The organism is Tersicoccus mangrovi (assembly GCF_036881825.1).
Taxonomy (GTDB): domain Bacteria; phylum Actinomycetota; class Actinomycetes; order Actinomycetales; family Micrococcaceae; genus Tersicoccus; species Tersicoccus mangrovi.
Genome location: NZ_JBAJMW010000001.1, coordinates 505,259 through 524,751, shown reverse-complemented (window position 1 = coordinate 524,751; position 19,493 = coordinate 505,259). Strand labels below are relative to the sequence as shown.

General features: G+C 72.8%; 19 protein-coding genes. 10 read left to right on the top strand and 9 right to left on the bottom strand.

Annotated features, from left to right (window positions below; translation table 11 throughout):
* The first annotated feature begins 31 nt into the window (after window positions 1-31).
* From hutH to V6N00_RS02540, 6 genes are all read left to right on the top strand, one after another.
* Window positions 32-1,606: a histidine ammonia-lyase gene (hutH, locus tag V6N00_RS02565; protein WP_334230483.1), complete on the top strand. Its 1,575-nt coding sequence runs from the start codon at window positions 32-34 to the stop codon at window positions 1,604-1,606.
* Window positions 1,607-1,725: 119 nt separating this feature from the next.
* Complete coding sequence (clpB, locus tag V6N00_RS02560) at window positions 1,726-4,332, top strand: ATP-dependent chaperone ClpB (protein WP_334230482.1); 2,607 nt, start codon at window positions 1,726-1,728, stop codon at window positions 4,330-4,332.
* A 90-nt stretch (window positions 4,333-4,422) separates the two neighbouring features.
* Window positions 4,423-5,469: a hypothetical protein gene (locus tag V6N00_RS02555; protein WP_334230481.1), complete on the top strand. Its 1,047-nt coding sequence runs from the start codon at window positions 4,423-4,425 to the stop codon at window positions 5,467-5,469.
* An 83-nt stretch (window positions 5,470-5,552) separates the two neighbouring features.
* Window positions 5,553-6,038, top strand: a complete 486-nt coding sequence (locus V6N00_RS02550) for a VOC family protein (protein WP_334230480.1) — start codon at window positions 5,553-5,555, stop codon at window positions 6,036-6,038.
* On the top strand, window positions 6,038-6,424 hold the full coding sequence (locus V6N00_RS02545; protein WP_334230479.1) for a DnaJ family domain-containing protein: 387 nt from the start codon (window positions 6,038-6,040) through the stop codon (window positions 6,422-6,424). The genes V6N00_RS02550 and V6N00_RS02545 overlap by 1 nt, the downstream gene beginning before the upstream one ends.
* Before the next feature lie 43 nt (window positions 6,425-6,467).
* On the top strand, window positions 6,468-7,187 hold the full coding sequence (locus tag V6N00_RS02540; RefSeq protein ID WP_334230478.1) for a DsbA family oxidoreductase: 720 nt from the start codon (window positions 6,468-6,470) through the stop codon (window positions 7,185-7,187).
* A 108-nt stretch (window positions 7,188-7,295) separates the two neighbouring features.
* On the opposite strand, the gene V6N00_RS02535 is transcribed toward V6N00_RS02540, so the two are convergent.
* The 3 genes from V6N00_RS02535 to V6N00_RS02525 form a co-directional block, all read right to left on the bottom strand.
* A complete protein-coding gene (locus V6N00_RS02535) occupies window positions 7,296-8,264 on the bottom strand; it encodes an aldo/keto reductase (protein ID WP_334230477.1) in 969 nt (322 codons plus the stop codon).
* A gap of 190 nt (window positions 8,265-8,454) precedes the next feature.
* Entirely contained in the window at window positions 8,455-10,215 is a 1,761-nt protein-coding gene (locus tag V6N00_RS02530) for an HNH endonuclease signature motif containing protein (protein WP_334230476.1), read from the bottom strand.
* 74 nt (window positions 10,216-10,289) lie between these two features.
* Complete coding sequence (locus V6N00_RS02525; RefSeq protein ID WP_334230475.1) at window positions 10,290-10,595, bottom strand: hypothetical protein; 306 nt, start codon at window positions 10,593-10,595, stop codon at window positions 10,290-10,292.
* 340 nt (window positions 10,596-10,935) lie between these two features.
* On the opposite strand from V6N00_RS02525, the gene V6N00_RS02520 reads away from it, so the two are divergent.
* Complete coding sequence (locus tag V6N00_RS02520) at window positions 10,936-11,157, top strand: DUF3073 domain-containing protein (protein WP_334230474.1); 222 nt, start codon at window positions 10,936-10,938, stop codon at window positions 11,155-11,157.
* Window positions 11,158-11,284: 127 nt separating this feature from the next.
* On the opposite strand, the gene purM is transcribed toward V6N00_RS02520, so the two are convergent.
* The 5 genes from purM to V6N00_RS02495 are packed head-to-tail and all read right to left on the bottom strand — an operon-like array spanning window position 11,285 to window position 15,908.
* On the bottom strand, window positions 11,285-12,427 hold the full coding sequence (gene purM / locus V6N00_RS02515) for a phosphoribosylformylglycinamidine cyclo-ligase (RefSeq protein WP_334230473.1): 1,143 nt from the start codon (window positions 12,425-12,427) through the stop codon (window positions 11,285-11,287).
* Window positions 12,424-13,995: an amidophosphoribosyltransferase gene (purF, locus tag V6N00_RS02510; RefSeq protein ID WP_334230472.1), complete on the bottom strand. Its 1,572-nt coding sequence runs from the start codon at window positions 13,993-13,995 to the stop codon at window positions 12,424-12,426. The genes purM and purF overlap by 4 nt, the downstream gene beginning before the upstream one ends.
* A gap of 7 nt (window positions 13,996-14,002) precedes the next feature.
* Entirely contained in the window at window positions 14,003-14,434 is a 432-nt protein-coding gene (locus tag V6N00_RS02505) for a hypothetical protein (protein ID WP_334230471.1), read from the bottom strand.
* Window positions 14,435-14,483: 49 nt separating this feature from the next.
* Window positions 14,484-14,861 carry a sterol carrier family protein gene (locus V6N00_RS02500; RefSeq protein WP_334230470.1) on the bottom strand — a complete coding sequence of 126 codons (378 nt, stop codon included), beginning with the start codon at window positions 14,859-14,861 and terminating at the stop codon, window positions 14,484-14,486.
* Between the two features lie 30 nt (window positions 14,862-14,891).
* Window positions 14,892-15,908: an asparaginase gene (locus V6N00_RS02495; protein WP_334230469.1), complete on the bottom strand. Its 1,017-nt coding sequence runs from the start codon at window positions 15,906-15,908 to the stop codon at window positions 14,892-14,894.
* A gap of 69 nt (window positions 15,909-15,977) precedes the next feature.
* Here V6N00_RS02495 and purD point away from each other — a divergent pair, with 69 nt between their 5' ends.
* The 3 genes from purD to V6N00_RS02480 all read left to right on the top strand — a co-directional run bounded on the left by purD (window position 15,978) and on the right by V6N00_RS02480 (window position 18,811).
* The gene (gene purD / locus V6N00_RS02490; protein WP_334230468.1) at window positions 15,978-17,351 is read left to right on the top strand and encodes a phosphoribosylamine--glycine ligase; all 1,374 of its coding nucleotides are present in this window, start codon (window positions 15,978-15,980) and stop codon (window positions 17,349-17,351) included.
* Window positions 17,348-18,274: a phosphoribosylaminoimidazolesuccinocarboxamide synthase gene (locus tag V6N00_RS02485; protein WP_334230467.1), complete on the top strand. Its 927-nt coding sequence runs from the start codon at window positions 17,348-17,350 to the stop codon at window positions 18,272-18,274. Before purD ends, V6N00_RS02485 begins: the two co-directional genes overlap by 4 nt.
* A 90-nt stretch (window positions 18,275-18,364) precedes the next feature.
* Complete coding sequence (locus tag V6N00_RS02480) at window positions 18,365-18,811, top strand: peptidoglycan-binding domain-containing protein (protein ID WP_334230466.1); 447 nt, start codon at window positions 18,365-18,367, stop codon at window positions 18,809-18,811.
* 48 nt (window positions 18,812-18,859) lie between these two features.
* Here the strand turns inward: V6N00_RS02480 and V6N00_RS02475 are convergent, their stop codons facing one another.
* Window positions 18,860-19,462, bottom strand: a complete 603-nt coding sequence (locus V6N00_RS02475) for a PadR family transcriptional regulator (RefSeq protein ID WP_334230465.1) — start codon at window positions 19,460-19,462, stop codon at window positions 18,860-18,862.
* Window positions 19,463-19,493: the final 31 nt, after the last annotated feature.

Below are 19,493 nucleotides of genomic sequence, written 5' to 3'. Positions count from 1 at the left end.
TCTCACCCCCCCTCTTCCGCAGGAGAATCCCATGACCGCCACCACCACCGACCGCCCCACCGACCAGGTGGCCCCCGTCACCCTCGGAACCGCGGGCACCACCGCGGCCGACGTCGTCGCCGTCGCCCGGCACGACGCCAGGGTCGAGCTCGCGCCCGAGGCCCGCGAGCGGGTCCGCGCCGTGCGTGCCCACATCGACGCGCTCGCCGCGTCCACGACGCCGGTCTACGGCATCTCGACCGGCTTCGGCGCCCTGGCCAACACCCCGATCCCGCCGCAGAAGCGCACCCGGCTGCAGAAGTCGCTCGTGCGCTCGCACGCCGCGGGCGCCGGGCCGGCCGTCGAGCGCGAGGTGGTCCGTGCCTTGATGTTCCTGCGGGCCAAGACCCTCGCGTCCGGGCGCACCGGCATCCGGCTCGAGACCCTGCAGACGCTGATCGACGTGCTCAACGCCGGCATCACGCCCGTGGTGCACGAGTTCGGCTCCCTCGGCTGCTCGGGCGACCTCGCGCCGCTCGCCCACTGCGCCCTCGTCCTCATGGGGGAGGGCCGGGCCACCGGGCCCGACGGCGTCGAGCGTCCCGTCCCCGAGCTGCTCGCCGAGGCCGGCATCGCCCCCGTGACCCTCGAGGAGAAGGAGGGTCTCGCGCTGATCAACGGCACGGACGGCATGCTCGGCCAGCTCGTCCTCGCCCTCGCGGACCTGACGGACCTCTTCACCGTCGCCGACATCACCGCGGCCCTCTCGGTCGAGGGGCTGCTCGGCACCGACCGTGTGTTCGTCCCCGAACTGCACGAGCCGCTGCGGCCGCACCCCGGCCAGGTCCGGTCGGCCGCCACGATGCTCGCCGTGCTCGCCGACTCCGCGATCGTCGCCTCCCACCGGTACGGGGACGACCGCGTCCAGGACGCCTACTCGCTGCGCTGCGCCCCGCAGGTCGCCGGGGCGGCGCGGGACACCGCGGCATACGCCACCCAGGTAGTCGAGCGCGAGCTCGCCGCGGCGATCGACAACCCGGTGGTGCTCGACGACGGCACCATCTCGTCCAACGGCAACTTCCACGGCGCCCCCGTGGCCTACGTCCTGGACTTCCTCGCCATCCCCGTCGCCGACGTCGCCTCGATGGCCGAGCGCCGCACCGACCGGATGCTCGACCCGGCCCGCTCCCACGGCCTGCCGCCCTTCCTCGCCGAGGACCCCGGCACGGACTCGGGCCTGATGATCGCCCAGTACACCCAGGCGGGCCTGGTCTCGGACCTGAAGCGACTCGCGGTGCCGGCGTCCGTCGACTCCATCCCCAGCTCGGCGATGCAGGAGGACCACGTGTCGATGGGCTGGCACGCCGCCCGCAAGCTGCGCCAGGGGGTGGCCAACCTGCGGCGCGTCCTCGCCATCGAGCTGCTCGCCGCCACCCGGGCGATCGCGCTGCGCGCCCCGCTGCAGCCCGGCCCCGCCGGTGCGGCGGTCCTGGCCGACGTCACCGCCCGGATCGGCGCGCCGGGGGCCGACCGCTTCCTGGCCCCGGAGATCGCCGACCTCGAGGAGTACGTCGCCTCGGGCCGGCTGCTGCGGACCGTCGAATCGGTGGTCGGGCCGCTGCGCTGACGGGTCTTGCCGGGCCGTCCCGCGGCGACGGAGGATGAGGGAATCACGCGTTCCTTTCGCGGGTTGAGTTGGGTAGACTCAAGTCTGAGACCTCACCCCCATCGTCGAGAGGACCCCCGGTGAGCCCCCGATTCACCACCCGCAGCCAGGAGGCGCTGGCCGCCGCCGTCACGGCCGCCACCACCGCCGGCAACCCCCAGGTCGAACCCGCGCACCTGCTCTCGGCCCTGCTCGAGCAGACCGACGGCGTCGCGGTCGCCGTCCTGCGCAGCGCCGGGGTGGACCCGGCCGTGCTCGCGCCGAAGGTCGCGTCCACCCTGCAGGCGCTGCCGGCCTCGTCCGGGTCGTCCGTCCAGCAGGCGCAGCTCTCCCGCGCCGGTCTCGCCGTCGTGCAGGCCGCGCAGGCGGAGGCCGAGAAGCTCGGGGACGAGTACGTCTCGACCGAGCACCTGCTGCTCGGCGTCGCCGCCGACCAGGGCGCGGCCGGTACCGTGCTGCGCGACGCGGGGGCGACCCCCGACGCCCTGCGGGCCGCGATCCCGTCCGTGCGCGGCGGCCGGAAGGTCGACAGCCCGGACCCCGAGGCGACGTTCCAGTCGCTCGAGAAGTACGGCACCGACCTGACCGCCGTCGCCCGCTCGGGCAAGCTCGACCCGGTGATCGGCCGTGACGCCGAGATCCGCCGCGTCGTGCAGGTGCTCTCGCGCCGCACGAAGAACAACCCGGTGCTCATCGGCGAGCCCGGCGTCGGCAAGACCGCCGTCGTCGAGGGCCTGGCCCAGCGCATCGTCGCGGGGGACGTGCCGGAGTCCCTGCGCGGCAAGACCCTCATCAGCCTCGACCTCGGGGCGATGATCGCCGGCGCCAAGTACCGCGGCGAGTTCGAGGAGCGGCTCAAGGCCGTGCTCGAGGAGATCAAGGGGGCCGAGGGGCAGGTCGTCACGTTCATCGACGAGCTGCACACCGTGGTCGGTGCGGGCGCGTCCGAGGGCGCCATGGACGCCGGCAACATGCTCAAGCCCATGCTGGCCCGCGGGGAGCTGCGCCTGATCGGCGCGACCACGCTGGACGAGTACCGCGAGAACATCGAGAAGGACCCGGCGCTGGAGCGTCGGTTCCAGCAGGTGTACGTGGGGGAGCCGAGCGTCGACGACACCATTGCGATCCTCCGCGGGCTGAAGGAGCGCTACGAGGCGCACCACAAGGTGGCCATCGCCGACGCCGCCCTCGTGGCCGCGGCCTCTCTCTCCCACCGGTACATCACGGGTCGTCAGCTGCCGGACAAGGCCATCGACCTCGTCGACGAGGCCGCGTCCCGGCTGCGGATGGAGATCGACTCCGCGCCGGAGGAGATCGACACGCTCCGCCGTGCCGTGGACCGGTTGACCATGGAGGAGCTCGCCCTGCAGGACGAGACGGACGCCTCCTCGGTGGAGCGCCTCGCCGCGCTGCGCGAGGAGAAGGCCGACAAGCAGGAGCAGCTCGACGGGCTCAACGCCCGGTGGGAGGCCGAGAAGGCGTCCCTGAACCGGTCCGGCGACCTGCGCGCGAAGATCGACGAGCTGCGCTCGACCGCGGAGAAGGCCCAGCGCGAGGGCGACCTCGCCGAGGCCTCCCGCATCCTCTACGGGGAGATCCCCACCCTGGAGCGGGAGATGCAGGCCGCCGACGACCAGGCCCAGCATGCCGACCTCGGCGCCAGCTCCCTGCTCGTGAACGAGGAGGTCACCGCGGACGACATCGCCGAGGTGGTCTCGGCCTGGACCGGGATCCCGGCCGGCCGGATGCTGCAGGGCGAGTCGCAGAAGCTGCTGCACATGGAGAACTTCCTCGGGGAGCGCCTCATCGGGCAGCGGCCTGCGGTCGCGGCCGTCTCCGACGCCGTCCGCCGTGCCCGCGCGGGGATCAGCGACCCGAACCGGCCCACCGGCTCGTTCCTGTTCCTCGGCCCCACGGGCGTCGGCAAGACGGAGCTCGCCAAGTCGCTCGCGGACTTCCTGTTCGACGACGAGCGCGCCATGGTGCGCATCGACATGAGCGAGTACTCGGAGAAGCACACGGTCAGCCGGCTGGTCGGCGCCCCTCCGGGCTACGTCGGGTACGACGAGGGCGGTCAGCTCACCGAGGCCGTGCGGCGCCGGCCCTACTCCGTCGTCCTGCTCGACGAGGTGGAGAAGGCCCACCCCGAGGTCTTCGACATCCTCCTGCAGGTGCTCGACGACGGCCGGCTCACCGACGGGCAGGGCCGCACGGTCGACTTCCGCAACGTCATCCTCGTGCTCACGTCGAACCTGGGCTCCCAGTTCCTCGTGGACCCGTCGATCGACGACGCGAAGAAGCGTGAGCTCGTGATGGGCGTCGTCAACGCCTCGTTCAAGCCGGAGTTCCTCAACCGCCTGGACGAGATCGTCATGTTCGACGCGCTGTCGATCGACGAGCTGTCCCGGATCGTCGACCTGCAGGTCCGCGATCTCGCCTCGCGGCTGACCGACCGGCGGCTGACCCTCGACGTCACCGACGCCGCGCGGGAGTGGCTGGCCCTGACCGGGTTCGACCCGGCCTTCGGGGCCCGGCCGCTGCGCCGCCTGGTGCAGCGCGAGATCGGGGACCGGCTGGCCCGCGGCATTCTGGCCGGCGAGATCACCGACGGCGACACCGTGCGGGTCGACCGGGCGACCGGCGAGGACGGCGTTGACGCCGACGGGCTGACGGTCACGGCGGCCTGAGTCGGACGTCGGGTCCTCCTTCCGGTTCACCTCCGACCGATCCAGTGCAAGGATGGTCAGCATGCTTCGTAGTTCAACGGAAGGACCGTCATGACGAACACGCTGACCCGCGGCCTCCTCGCCGGGGCCGCCGGCACCGCCGCCCTGAACGCCGTCACGTACGCCGACATGGTGCTGCGCGGCCGGCCCGCCAGTGAGGCGCCCGGACGGACGGTGGAGGCCGCCCTCGACCGCCTCGGCGTCGCCGTCCCCGGGCGGGGAGCGGAGCGGGACAACCGCCGCAGCGCCCTCGGCGCCGTCGGCGGCATCGCCGTAGGGCTCGGGATCGGCGTGCTCGCCAGCGCCGCCCGGTCGGCGGGCCTGCGGTTCTCGGGACCGACCGGCGCCGCCCTGACCGGTGCTGCGGCCATGGCGGCGAGCGACGTGCCGATGGCCGCGCTCGGCATCAGCGACCCACGCACCTGGTCCTCCGCGGACTGGGCGACCGACGTCGCCGGGCACCTCGCCTACGGGATCACCACGCGCGCCGCGCTCGCAGCCACCGAACCGGGCGGGCCTGCCGACGCCACCCTCCGGCGCGCCGAGCGGCGCTCCCGTCGCCGTGCGGCCCGCGCGTCGGCGTCACTGATCGCCCGGTCGAGCATGCTCGGGATCGCGGCCGGGATCCGCAGCTCGCTCGGCGTCGCCGCGCCGGTGCTCGCCGGCCGTCCGGCGGGCGCCTCGGGTGCGGCGTCGGGCGGCCGCAGCGTCGGACGCGCGGTCGCGGCACTGGCCGTCGCCGGTGAGCTGGTCGTCGACAAGCTGCCGGCCACCCCGAGCCGACTGGACCCGGGCCCGCTCGTGGGCCGTCTCGTGTCCGGGGCGACCGGGGCCACGATCCTGGCCCGACGGGAACGTTCCGTGCTCGATGCCCCCGTCGTCGCCGGCGCTGCCGGTGCCCTGGCCGGATCCTGGGGCGGAGCGGCCTGGCGCGCCTGGGCCCAGCGAGAATTCGGGTGGACGTGGCAGGCGGCGCTGATCGAGGACGGTGTCGGCGTCAGCCTGGCGGCGCTGGCGAGCCGGCGGACGACGCCGTCGTCCCGCCCGGCGTTCTCCCAGCCGGCCGTCGCGCATCCCTTGTCCTCGGGCGCGCGCTGATCCTAGACTTCCCCCGATGTGAATGACGTTCACATCGGGGGCGGTCGCCGTCCGAGGCCGTCCCGCCGATCGAGGAGGCTGTCATGAAGGATGTCCTCACCTGCCTGTGGTTCGACGGGCAGGCCCTGGAAGCCGCCCGGTTCTACACGTCCGTGTTCCCCGACTCGCGGATCCTGACCCAGGTCGACCACCCCGACAACAGCCCCAGCGCGGGCACCGGCGACGTCATGGTCGTCGAGTTCGAGCTGGGCGGACGGCGTTTCGCCGGCCTGAACGGCGGCCCCGCCTTCCCCTTCAGCGAGGCCGTGTCCCTGCAGGTCATGTGCGAGGACCAGGCCGAGGTGGACCGCTACTGGGAGGCGCTGACGGCTGACGGCGGGCAGGAGAGCCAGTGCGGCTGGCTCAAGGACAGGTACGGCCTGTCGTGGCAGGTCACCCCCGTCGTGCTGACGGAGCTGCTGGCGTCCGCCGACGCCGCGACCGCGCAGCGCATCACCGCGGCGTTCCTGCCGATGACGAAGCTCGACATCGCGACCATCGAGGCCGCGGCCCGGGGCGACGGAGGCTGATGGACCGGTTCGAGAGTCTGGCCGAGCGTCGGATCCGGGAGGCGATGGAGCGCGGGGAGTTCGACGACCTGCCGTTGGCCGGCCAGCCCCTCGACTTCTCCGACGCGGACGACCCGCAGTGGTGGATCAAGCGCTGGATGAAGCGCGAGCACATCGACACCGCCGCCCTCGCCCCCATCGTCGTCCAGCTGCGGCGGGAGGCCGACGGGTTCCCGGGGTCGCTGGGCCGGTTCACGCGGGAGGACGACGTGCGGGAGTACCTGACGGACTACAACCACCGGGTGCGGCAGGACCGGGTGGAGTCCCGGTTCAGTCGCGAGTCCCGGATCATCGCACCCGTCGTCGACGTCGAGGCGATGGTCGCACGCTGGCGAGAGCTGCAGTGAGCGCAGCCGGAATGAGCGCGAGCGCGACCGCGTTGGTGCGTTCGTGAACATCGACATCTGGTCCGACATCGCCTGCCCCTGGTGCTACATCGGCAAGCGCCGCTTCGAATCCGCGCTCGCCCGCTTCGAGCACCGGGACGACGTGACGGTCACCTGGCACAGTTTCCAGCTCGACCCCTCGCTGCCCGCCCACTACGACGGCAGCGAGATCGAGTACCTCAGCGAGCGGAAGGGCATGCCCGCCGACCGGGTCGCCCAGATGTTCGCGCAGGTCACCGAGGTGGCCGCGGGGGAGGGGCTCGCCTACGACTTCGACTCCGTCGTCGTCGCCAACAGCCTGCCGGGCCACGAACTGCTCCACCTGGCCGCCGATCACGGGGTGGCCGGGGCGGTCAAGGAGGCGCTGCTCTCGGCGCACTTCGAGCACGGTGAGGACATCGGCTCACGGGAGGTGCTCGTGCGGATCGGCACGGAGGCAGGCCTCGCCGCGGACGATATAACGGCCGCGCTGGACTCCGGGCGCTACGCCGACGCCGTGAACGCGGACATCCGGCGCGCCCAGAGCCTCGGCATCACCGGGGTGCCGTTCTTCGTCCTCGACGACACGTACGGGATCTCCGGGGCCCAGCCCGCCGAACTGTTCGAGCAGGCGCTGCGCACCGCGTGGTCCGAGGCGAACCCGCTGGTCATGGTCAGTCCCGACGGCGGCACCGACGAGACCGGTGGGCTGAACGGCCAGGCCTGCGGACCGGACGGCTGCTGACCGGCGCTGCCTGCCCTGTTCGCTGCGTGCCCCCGCTCACGACGGAGCCCCTCGACCCGATCGGGTCGGGGGGCTCCGTCGTGGCGCGACCGTGGCGCCGTGGCCGCCTCAGAAGCCGGCGGGCTCGTGCGGGGTGTAGGAGGCCTGGAGCTCGGCGACGTCGTCGTCGGTCAGCGTGACGTCCAGAGAAGCGACGGCGTCCTCCAGGTGCTTCGCCTTGGTCGCCCCGACGATCGGGGCGGTCACCACGGGGTTGCGGAGCACCCAGGCGAGGGCGACCTGGGCGCGGGAGACGCCCTGGCGCTCGGCGACGGCACTGACGGCGTCGACGATCGGGCGGTCCGACTCGGGGTAGAGCCGCTTGCCGAACTCGTCCGTGGCGGAGCGCTCGGTGTCGGTGTCCCAGGGGCGGGCGAGACGGCCGCGGGCGAGGGGGCTCCAGGGGATGACGCCGACGCCCTGGTCCTCGCAGAGCGGGTACATCTCGCGCTCTTCCTCGCGGTTGAGCAGGTTGTAGTGGTCCTGCATCGAGACGAAGGGGGTCCAGCCGTTGGCGCGGGCTACCTCCTGGGCCTTGGCGAACTGCCACGCCCACATGGAGGAGGCGCCGAGGTAGCGGGCCTTGCCGGACTTCACGACGTCGTGGAGAGCCTCCATGGTCTCCTCGATGGGCGTGTGAGGGTCCCAGCGGTGGATCTGATAGAGGTCGACCCAGTCGGTGCCGAGGCGGCGGAGGCTCGCGTCGAGCTGGGCCATGATCGCCTTGCGGGACAGGCCCGCGCCGTTGGGCCCTTCGTGCATGCGGCCGTGGACCTTGGTGGCGAGGACGACGGTGTCGCGGTCGGTGAAGTCGGCCAGAGCGCGACCGACGATCTCCTCGCTGCTGCCCGCCGAGTAGACGTTGGCGGTGTCGAAGAAGGTGATCCCGGCATCGACGGCCTGCTTGATCAGGGTGCGGCTCTCGTCCTCGGGCAGACTCCACGAGTGGTTGCCGCGATCCGGCTCGCCGAAGCTCATGCAGCCGAGCGCGATCCGGGAGACCTCGAGACCGGTGCTGCCGAGACGGGTGTACTCCATGTCAGTTCCCTGCCTTCATCAGTGTGCTGTGCATTCCGATCGAGCGTACGCCCCGCGGGGACAGGGTTGCATCCGACGTGGGTCGACGTTGCGTCGGCCGGCTGTCGATGGCGTGTGGCGACGAACAGGGGCTGGCGTACACGGCAGGTGGTCTTGCGTCGGCCGTCACCTGGATACCGGCGTTCGCCGCTCAGAACGGGGCGGGGCCGTCGATCTCGACACCGTCGGGCTCGGTCGCGTAACGGCGTCCGGCCGGCGACGTCCAGACGAGGTGCCCACTCGCGTACTGCTCGCCGCGGTGAGTGGATGCGGCTTCGGGCGCCGATCGTGCGGTGACCTGGCCGTAGCCATGAACGGTCGTCGCACTCTCCCCCGGCGGGCCGGTGTGCGGGGCGGCCATCGTGACCGTCCAGCCCGAGTGGTGCTTGAGGACGTGATGCCGGCGGCACAGGTGCGCCAGATTCTCCGCGGTGGTGGCTCCGCCGTCGACCCAGGCGACGACATGGTCGAGATCGCAGCCGGCGGCGTTCCGGCGGCAGCCGGGGAACCGGCACGTGCCGTCCCGGACGGCCAGTGCCCGGCGGAGGGCGGCCGGGATCCGGTACTGGCCGCTGTCCGTGGCGACGACCGGCAGCACGCGCGCGTCGATAGAACCGTTCCACCCCTGGGAGGCATCGAGAGCAGCGGTGACTCCCAGCATGAACGACGTCGCTCGAGCCGCGAGCTCACGCGCGGCTGCCGCGGGAATGGGACCGAAGGCACCGAGGACGCCGGGTCGGTTGCCGCCGAGCAGGGTCTCCGCGCCAACGGTCAGCAGCACCCGCGGCGCCGTACCCGCATCCTCGTGCGGCGCCCCATCCCGGGATCCGACGGGGGGCGACGTGGCGCCGCACCCGGCGAGCAGGCCGGCGAGCACGTCGGCCCGCAGCTGTGCCACGGTCGGCCGAGCAGGCTCTTCCCCGACCGGTTCCGCTCCACCGGCTGGTGTCCCCTCAGTCCTGTTGTCACCGACGCAGACGCCGTCGTCGTTGGTGCGGCCGCCGGTACCGTCCTGGTCCAGCTCGCGGTGCTGGCGAGCCAGCGCCGTGAGCCGTTGGTCGATGCACCAGGCGGTGGCGGCAGGCAGGAGCGCGGTGAGATGAGCCATGCCGTCCCGGTCGGGCATGATGCGGACGTATCGGCAGGCGCGCGCGGCCCGCTCCCTCTGCTCGAAGGACTGGGGGTGGTGCAGGTCGCGCAGTCGCCTAGCCCGATCGCGGAGCCAGGAGGGCGTGCGACCGCTGACAGCTCCGTCGAGAAGCACCGTCTCGGTGACCGTGATCGCCTGCGTGAACCGGGCAGTGGTCCTCGGATCTGTCCCGCTGCTGGCGAGCAGGTCGGCATATTCGGTGGTCGCGTCGGCGATGTGGATGGCGGCCTTCGCCGTGATGGTGCCCGCCTCGAGGGCCGCGGCGGTCGACGGCAGATGCTCGGTCAGTTGGCCGGCCTGCAGGAGGAGCGTGTGGACGGCGGCTTCACTGAGGTGCAGGACGCCGGCGATCTCGGCGATACCGGACCGGTCGGCGATCGCGAGCCGTTCGGCACGCGGCAGCCCCGGTGCATCGGCGTCGTCGAACGCGTGCGGATGGCCGTCGATCCACCATTCGTGCTCCGCGCGAGCGGCATCCATGGCGGTCAGGACGAGCCGGTGCTTGGTCGCGGTGGCCCACGACTCGAGCCGGCGGACGTCCTCGAGGGCTCCGATGGTCTGCTCCAACCCGACTTCCGCGTCGCGGGCCCCGGTGAGCCGAGCCACCCACGACGTCGGGTCAGCGCCGTGCCCGGTCGAAGCCGCGCAGGGCGCGGAGGACGCCGCCGCGGCGACGGCCATCACCGTGTCGACCAGACCCGGCAGCACCGGCGTGACCGCACCATCGAGGGGTCGAGTCGTCGGCGCCGTGGGTGCTTCCATGACCTCACTCAACCAGCCGCCACCGACAGAACTCGTCGGCGCGCGGGCGGCGGGTCACCCCCGAACGCGACTCCCTACTGCGGCCCCGACGTCGGGTCGGCGTCGATGTCCCGGCCGGAGCCCGGCGCGCCACCGACCTCGTCGCTGGCCCGCTGCGCCTCGCCCTCCACGGCGCTCGCCTCGGCCAGGGCTGAACGCACGTCCTCGTCCTCCACCTCCGCCGAGAGCACCGGGTCCCCGAGCTCCGGCTCGGGCAGCGCCACGGCGTCCGGATCGGTGATCTCCGGCACCGATCCTGCGGCGTCGGCAGCGATCCCCGACGGGTCGGCGAGGCCCTCCTCGTCCGCGATCGGGCGGTCCTGACCAGTGGGTTCGCTCACGGCTGATCGTCCCTTCTCCAGCGGGTCGAGGCGCATCCACCAGGACGCGTCCCCGGGGTCACTGAGCCGCCCGCGACCTGCGGTTCCGGCTCGTGCTGGCACCCTAACCGATCCTCCGGCGGGGGTCACCCGTCGCCCGGGACCGCATCCGGCCGTGACGGTCACCACGACGCCTGCCCTCCGGCCGGCGGACCGGCGGCCATGGGCGGGTCTGGACGTGCTGAGCGCGGCGGACGAGCATGTACCCTAGATCTACGAAACATTGACCACATCATCCCTGGGCCCGCACACTCGTGTGCCCTGCCCACGGGGGTCCGGACAGAGCAGAGGGGGTCACGCCATGGGGCGCGGCCGTCAGAAGGCGAAAGCCACCAAGCAGGCGCGGGACATCAAGTACTACAGTCCCTCGACCGACTACTCGGCGCTGCAGCGCGAACTGGCCGGTTCCACCGGTCATGCCCCTGCCAGCCGATATCCGCAGCCGGCCGAGGATGATGAGTCCTACGTCGACCGGTACGCGGACGATGACGATGATGACCGAGGGAGCCGTCGCCTCGGCTGAGCCGACGCGAACCGGCCCCTCACCCAGGTCGACCTTCTCAGCCCCCCGCGGCTGATCTCCGCACGACGCAGCACCTCACCTTGGTGGGGTGCTGCGTGCTGTGCCGGAGAGCCGGGGAGGACCGTGCTCAGGCGTACTGGTTGACCAGCCGCACCGCGCCGCCGTCCACGCCCTTCGCGCCCTGGACGACGTCGGGGTCGCCCGCGGTCACGAGCCCGGTGGTCTGGTCCACCCGGCCCATCACCCAGGCGGACGTGCCACGCGCCCGCAACCGGGTGACCGCGGCGTCGGCCGCGTCCTCGGCGACGACGGCGACCATGCCGACCCCCTGGTTGAGCGTGCGCTCCATGTCCGCCTGCGGCACCCGGCCCAGCTGCGCGACCAGGGAGAACACCGGCGGCAGCTGCCAGGTGGCCCGGTCCACCGTCGCCGTCACGCCCTGCGGCAGCACCCGCGCCAGGTTGGCGGCGAGCCCGCCCCCGGTCACGTGGCTGACGGCGTGCAGGTCCTCGTCGAGCGCCTCGGCCAGGTCGAGGATGTCCGCGGTGTACAGGCGCGTGGGCTCGAGCAGTTCCTCGCCGAGCGTGCGCCCCAGCTCTGAGACCTGCCGCTCGAGCGCCCAGCCCGCGTGGTTGATGACGCGGCGCACGAGCGAGTAACCGTTCGAGTGCAGCCCCGAGGACTCGAGGCCGATGACGACGTCGCCGGACCGCACCCGGTCCGGCCCGAGCACCCGGTCCGCCTCGACGATCCCGGTGGCCGCGCCAGCGACGTCGTACTCGTTCGGGGCCAGCAGCCCGGGGTGTTCCGCGGTCTCCCCGCCCACGAGGGCGGTGCCGGTCTGCTCGCAGGCGGCGGCGATGCCGCGCACGATGTCGGCGATCCGCTCGGGGACCACCCGGCCGCACGCGATGTAGTCGGTCATGTAGAGCGGCTTCGCCCCGACCACGACGATGTCGTCGACCACCATGCCGACCAGGTCGAACCCGATGGTGTGGTGGATGTCGAGGGCCTGCGCGATGGCGACCTTGGTGCCCACGCCGTCGGTCGACGTGGCGAGCAGGGGCTTGCGGTACGCGGTCAGTGCGCTGGCGTCGTAGAGGCCGGCGAACCCGCCGACCCCGCCGAGGACCTGCGGACCCTGCGTCGCGCGGACGGCGTCCTTCATCAGCTCGACGGCGCGGTCACCGGCCTCGACGTCCACGCCGGCGCTGGCGTAGGTGATGCCCTGGGCGGCGCCGGCGTCCGTGCGCTGCTGCGGGGCGCTCATGCGCGGGCCCGCAGGTCCGTGGCGGCCTTCTCGGCGGCGTGCTGCTCGTCCGGGTTGAGCACCCGTTCGAGGTCGTCGTCCGGGCCGGGCTCGCACCCGCCCGGGTCCTCCCGCTCGAGCAGGTTCTTGCCCAGCCGGTCCCGCGACGGCAGCGGGATGGGGTACTCCCCGGTGAAACACGCGGTGCACAGGCGTTCCCGCGGCTGCTCGGTGGCGGCGATCATGCCCTCCTGCGAGATGTAGCCCAGGGAGTCCGCGCCGATCGACGTGCGGATGTCGTCGACGCCGAGACCGGTCGCGATGAGCTCCGCACGCGAGGCGAAGTCGATGCCGTAGAAGCAGGGCCACGTGATGGGCGGCGAGGAGATCCGCACGTGCACCTCGGCCGCGCCGGCCTCCCGAAGCATGCTCACGAGCGCGCGCTGGGTGTTGCCGCGCACGATCGAGTCGTCGACGACGACGATCCGCTTGCCCCGCACCACGTCCTTGAGCGGGTTGAGCTTGAGCCGGATGCCGAGCTGACGGATCGTCTGACTGGGCTGGATGAACGTGCGCCCGACGTAGGCGTTCTTCACGAGGCCGTTGCCGAACGGGATGCCGGACTTCTCCGCGTAGCCGATGGCCGCGGGCGTCCCGGACTCCGGGGTGGGGATGACGAGGTCGGCCTCGACGGCGTGCTCCGCGGCGAGGCGGCGGCCCATCTCCACGCGCGACGCGTAGACGTTCCGGCCGGCGATCGTCGTGTCCGGCCGGGCCAGGTACACGTACTCGAAGACGCAGCCGGCGGCGCCCCGCTCGGCGAACCGCTGGGACCGGAGGCCGTTCTCGTCGACCGCGATGAACTCGCCGGGCTCGATCTCACGCACGAGGGACGCGCCGATGATGTCCAGGGCGGAGGTCTCCGACGCCACGACCCAGCCGCGCTGCAGGCGGCCGAGGACGAGGGGACGGACGCCGTACCGGTCCCGCGCCGCGTACAGGGTGCCCTCGTCCATGAAGACGAAGCAGAAGGCGCCCTCGAGCTGGGGGAGGATCTCCATCGCGGTGGACTCGAGGTCCTCACCGGGCCGGCCCTGGAAGAGGGCGGTGACGAGCGCCGTGTCGGTGGTGTTGCCCTGCGCCAGCTCGCCCGTGCGCGGGATGCCGTAGCGCTCCCGCACGAGGTCGTTCAGGGCGGCGGAGTTGGTCAGGTTGCCGTTGTGGGCGAGTGCGACGGTGCCCGACGAGGTGGCGCCGAGCGTCGGCTGGGCGTTGGCCCAGACGGAGGCGCCGGTCGTCGAGTAGCGGCAGTGGCCGACGGCGATGTGGCCGGTCAGGGTGTTGAGGGTCGCCTCGTCGAACACCTGGGAGACGAGGCCCATGTCCTTGTAGACGTTGATGCGGCTGCCGTCGCTGGTCGCGATACCGGCCGATTCCTGGCCGCGGTGCTGAAGGGCGTAGAGGCCGAAGTAGGAGAGCTTGGCGACCTCCTCGCCGGGAGCCCAGACCCCGAAGACACCGCAGGCGTCCTGCGGTCCTTTCTCCCCGGGGAGCAGATCGTGCGAGAGTCTTCCGTCAGGACGCGCCACGGGTCGATTATCGCACGGTCCCGGTGACCTCATCGGCCGACCCCCGCCGCACCCGCCGGTGGCTGCGCCGGTCGAGGGCGAGCGCGAGCAGCGCTCCGAGACCCACGCCGACGACGGCGAAGAGCATCGCGAAGAAGCCGAAGGCCGCGGCCGGGGTGTACTGCGGATCCTCCGGAACGCTGAAGACGAGGATGCCCGCGACGACGAAGCCGAGGACGGCGCCGCCGACGAGGAACGGCGCGAAACGCGGTGCGCGGCGGACGACGACCTCCCGACGCTCGACCGACTCCGTCACCTGCGGCTGGCCTCCCTGCTGCTCGGCGTGCGGGGCCACCGGTCGGCTCACGGGACGCGAGGCCGGGGCGGCGGATCCGGCGTCGGGCTCGGCGGTCGACTCCGTGTCAGACTCGGCGTCGGGGGAGGGCACAGCGGAACTCATGCCGTCCAGCGTAGTCGCGGCGGTGCGCGGTCGATCACCCGGCCGCCGGTCACGAGGAGCCGGTCGCGAACCGCGACCACAGGGGCAGCAGGTCCGCCAGGTCGGCTCGGGTCCCCGACGCGGCCACCGTGCCGGCCTCGCGCTCGTTCACCCACGCCGTGCGGCCGGTGACGAGAGCCAGGAAGGTCGCCGCGTCCGTCTCGATGACGTTGGGCGGGGTACCGCGGGTGTGCCGGGGGCCGGCCACGCACTGGGCGACGCCGAACGGCGGGACGCGCACCTCGACGCTGTTGCCCGGGGCCCGCGCGGTCAGCTCCTCCAGGGCGTACCGGACCGCGGTCGCGACCGTCGTGCGATCCGTGGCGCCGTCGGCCCAGCGGCTCAGGGCCGCGTCCCCGTCGGCCCACTCGATCCGTCGTCGTGCCATGCCGGTCCCGGTCCTCTCAGAAGAGCGTGCTCAGGCGGGGTCCCGCTCGAGCAGGGCGGCCACCGGTTCCGCGAGGCCGAGACGGCCCACCGGCCGCCCGCCGCCGAACACCGGGCGGGAGGCCTTCGGCAGCACCGCGGCGACCCGGTCGGCGTCCAGCACGCCGGCGGCCTGCAGCAGGCTCAGCCCCACCAGCGGGGCGGCCCGGCCGGCGCCGTCGAGCATCTTCAGGGTCATCGTGACGCCGGAGGAGGTCCCCATGGCGAGGATGCCCTCGGCGCCGCTCTTCGTCAGCACCTCGAGCTCGTCCATCACCACGGTGTCCGGGGCGCCCGCTCCGGCGACCGCCCACGGGTAGTCGAGCATCGCGGTGGCCACGGTCGCGGCGCGGGCGTCGGCCATGATCTCGCGCGGCGCCTGCGCCAGCGTCGAGTAGGCGCGGGCCAGCCCGTACAGGGAGACCGTCGAGACCGGTGCCCCGCACCCGTCGACGCCCACGTGGGCCACCTTCTCCCGCGCGTACTCCTCGATCACGTTCTTCACGCGCTGCTGGAGCGGGTGCTCGGGGTCGAGGTAGGTCTCGGTGTCCCAGCCGGCCTCGGTGCACGCCCACAGGAAAGCGGCGTGCTTGCCCGAGCACTCCATCGCCAGCCGCGACTTCCCCCGCTCGGTGCGCACGAGCCACGCGCGCACCTCCTCGTCGTAGGGCCACGCGGGCGGGCACTGCAGGTCCGACTCGTCCAGGCCCGCGGCCGCGAGCATGCCCTCGACGACGTCGCGGTGGTCGAAACCGCCGTGGTGGCTGCCCGCGGCGATGGCCGCCTGCGGCCCGCGCAGCGGTACACCGGCCTGCATCGAGGCGATCGCCTGGAACGGCTTGAGCGTCGACCGCGCGAAGATCGGGGCGCGCACGTCCCCGAGTTCGAGGATCACCTGCCCGTCCCCGTCGACGACGACGGCGGCACCGACGTGCCGGGACTCGATGAAGCCGTTGCGCTCGACGACGGCCAGTTCCACGGCGGTGTCCGCGGCGAAGGTCTGTGGCATGCCTCCCAGTATCCCGGATCGCGCTCCGGGATCGCGGTGATCGCCGCCGTCCCCGTACCCTTGAGCACTGTGAAGGTACTCGTGCTCGGCTCCGGTGGCCGCGAACACGCCCTCGTCCGCTCGCTCGCCGGTGACCCGTTCGTCACCGAGCTGCACGCCGCGCCCGGCAACGCCGGCATCGCGCAGGAGGTGACCTGCCACCCCGTCGACGCCGATGACGGCGCCGCCGTCACCGACCTCGCCCGGCGGCTCGGCGTCGAACTCGTCGTCATCGGCCCCGAGGCGCCCCTGGTGGCCGGTGTCGGCGACGCACTGCGCAAGGCCGGGGTCGCCGTCTTCGGCCCGTCCGCCGCCGCAGCCCGGCTCGAGGGCAGCAAGGCCTTCGCCAAGGAGGTCATGGCGGCCGCCAACGTGCCCACCGCCATGGCCCGCGTCGCCGCGACCCGCGAGGAGGCCGTCGAGGCCCTCGACACCTTCGGGTCCCCCTACGTGGTCAAGGACGACGGGCTCGCCGCCGGCAAGGGCGTCGTCGTCACCGAGGACCGCGACGCCGCGCTCGCCCACGCGCAGGAGTGCTTCCGCGCCGGCAGCACCGTGCTGATCGAGGAGTACCTGCGCGGCCCCGAGGTCTCCCTCTTCGTCGTGTGCGACGGCCGCACCGGCATCCCCCTGAGCCCCGCGCAGGACTTCAAGCGCATCGGCGACGGCGACGAGGGCCCCAACACGGGCGGCATGGGCGCCTACACCCCGCTCGACTGGGCCCCCGCCGGCCTGGTCGACGAGGTGATGGACCGCGTCGCCAATCCGGTGATCGCCGAGATGGCCTCCCGCGGCACGCCCTTCGTCGGCGTCCTCTACTGCGGCCTCGCACTCACCCCGCGCGGCATCCGCGTCGTCGAGTTCAACGTCCGCTTCGGGGACCCCGAGACCCAGGCGGTCCTCGCGCGGCTCAAGACGCCGCTCGGCTCGCTCCTGCTCGACGCCGCGAAGGGGCGGCTCGACGAGGACGAGCAGCTGCACTGGCGCCACGAGAGCGCCGTCGCCGTCGTGCTCGCCGCCCCCGGCTATCCCGCGGCTCCCCGCACCGGTGGCCGCATCCACGGACTGAAGAAGGCCGCCGAGGCCGGCGTCACCGTGCTGCACGCGGGCACCGGGACGGCCACCGGCAAGGATGGCAACGGCAAGGTGGTCGCCACCGGCGGCCGCGTCCTCGCCGTCGTCGGCCAGGGGGAGGGGCTCGACGCCGCCCGGGAACGTGCCTACGCCGGCATCGCGCGGATCCGCCTCGAGGGCGGCCAGTACCGCACGGACATCGCCGCGACGGCCGCCGCCGGCACCATCGAGGTGCCCGCCGCCGCGCGTCCGCCGCGGCCGTCCCGCGCGGCCACCGAGCCCGCCGCCGGTGCCGACACGATCATCCCCTCGATGGGCACGACCGTATGAGCGCCGGCCTGGCCCAGGCGCCGCAGGTGCCCGGCTGGACGCACGTGTACTCCGGCAAGGTGCGCGAGCTCTACGTGCCGACCGTGCCCGAGGACGGCGACGGGGACGGCGACCCGCAGCTGACGCCCGAACGGCACGTGCTCGTCGTCGCGACCGACCGGATCAGCGCCTACGACCACGTGCTCGCGACCCCGATCCCCGACAAGGGCCGGGTGCTCACCCAGCTCTCGCTGTGGTGGTTCGAGCAGCTCGCCGACATCGAGAACCACGTCGTCTCCACGGCGGTCCCCGAGGAGGTGGCCGGCCGCGCCATGATCTGCCGGAACCTGACGATGTTCCCGATCGAGTGCATCGCCCGCGGCTACCTGACCGGGTCCGGGCTCGAGGAGTACCGGCGGTCCGGGACGGTGTGCTCGCTGCCCCTCCCCGCGGGCCTGACCGACGGATCGCGGCTCGAGACCCCGCTCTACACCCCGTCCGCGAAGGCCGAGGTGGGGGAGCACGACGAGAACATCACGTTCGAGCAGACGGTCGAGGCCGTCGGGTTCGACGTGGCCGACCGGATCCGCGAACTGACGCTGCGCGTGTACGGCACCGCGGAGCGGATCGCTCGGGAGCGCGGCATCATCCTCGCCGACACCAAGGTGGAGTTCGGCCTGGACGTGCACGACGGCACCATCACGCTGGCCGACGAGGTGCTCACCCCGGACTCGTCCCGGTTCTGGGACGCCGCGGCGTGGGAGCCCGGCAGGCCGCAGCCGAGCTTCGACAAGCAGTTCGTCCGCGACTGGCTCACCTCCCCGGCCTCGGGCTGGGACCGCGCGTCGGACACCTCGCCGCCCGCCCTGCCCGACGATGTCGTCGGCGCCACCCGGGACCGCTACGTCGAGGCGTACGAACGGCTCACGGGCCGCTCGTTCTGAGCCGGTGACTCCCGCCGGTCGCCGTGCTAGCTTTCAGGCAGCTGCATGCTCGAATCCAGGCAGTGCAGAACCTCTCGAGGGGACATTCCCGTGAAGCGTCTGAAACTGATGATCGGTGCCGTGGCGACCACGATGGCAGTCAGCGGCTTGGCCCTCGGCGGTGCGGCGCCCGCGCAGGCGGCATCGTGTACGAGTTACATCTACGGCTCGGGTGGTTCCGGTCCGTGCGTGGCCAACATCCAGAAGATGCTCAACGGGGTGGCGAACGCGGAGGCGCACGGTGACCCGACGCGGGGTTGCAACTCCCTCTACCTGCACTACATCGCGACGGACGGAAGCTGGGGTCCCCGGACCGACACCGCGGTCCGCCGCTTCCAGGGCTGGACCTGCTCGAAGGTCGACGGGGTCGTGGGGCCGGCGACGTGGCGTGCGCTGTGCGGTGAGGCCGGCGATCACTACATGCACGTCAGCCCCGTGTCCTGGCAGCGCATCGCGTGGGCTGCGGCGAAGAACTCCGGGTGCACCGTTCACTCCTGACGGTTCGTCGCTGACTCGCCGCCGACGCCGTCCTGCAGAGGTGGCCTGCTACCGGGCCCAGGAGCCGTCGTCGGCGACGAGGGTGTCCATCAGATGGAGGCCACGCCGTCCCCAGGAGACCTCACCGCGCGCCCGCTCCACCAGTCCCTCGTAGGCGAAGCGCTTGAACGCGATGGTCCGGTCCCGGTCCTGCGGGGCCGTGACGGCGATGCGGCGGGCGAGCATGGGATTCTCGACGGCGTCGATTCGGGACAGCTCCGCCTCCCAGCGGGCGATCTCCCCTTGCCACTGGGCGATGTGCGCGGACAGGAACGCCCGCGCCGCCGCCGGCGTCGTCGTCTCCAGGTAGGCGGCCCGCAGGTGGGCGGGGTCCCGGACCCGGGAGTACGCCAGGGGCGTGCGCATCCAGTCGGTGAAGGCCCGGTCCCCGGCGTCCGTGACGTGGTAGACCCGCCGGGTCGCGCGTTCGCCGCGGGGCTGCTCCTCGGCCGCCACCAGCCCCTCGGCCTCCATCTTGCGCAGCTCGGGGTAGATCTGCGAGTCCGGGGCGTGCCAGACGTGACCCACCGACTCGGAGAACTGCTTCTGCAGGTCGTAGCCCGACAGCGGGCCGACGCGCAGCAGCGCGAGCAGCGCGAAACGCAGGCTCATCGGGGTGGGCTCCTTCGGCGGCACACGGCGC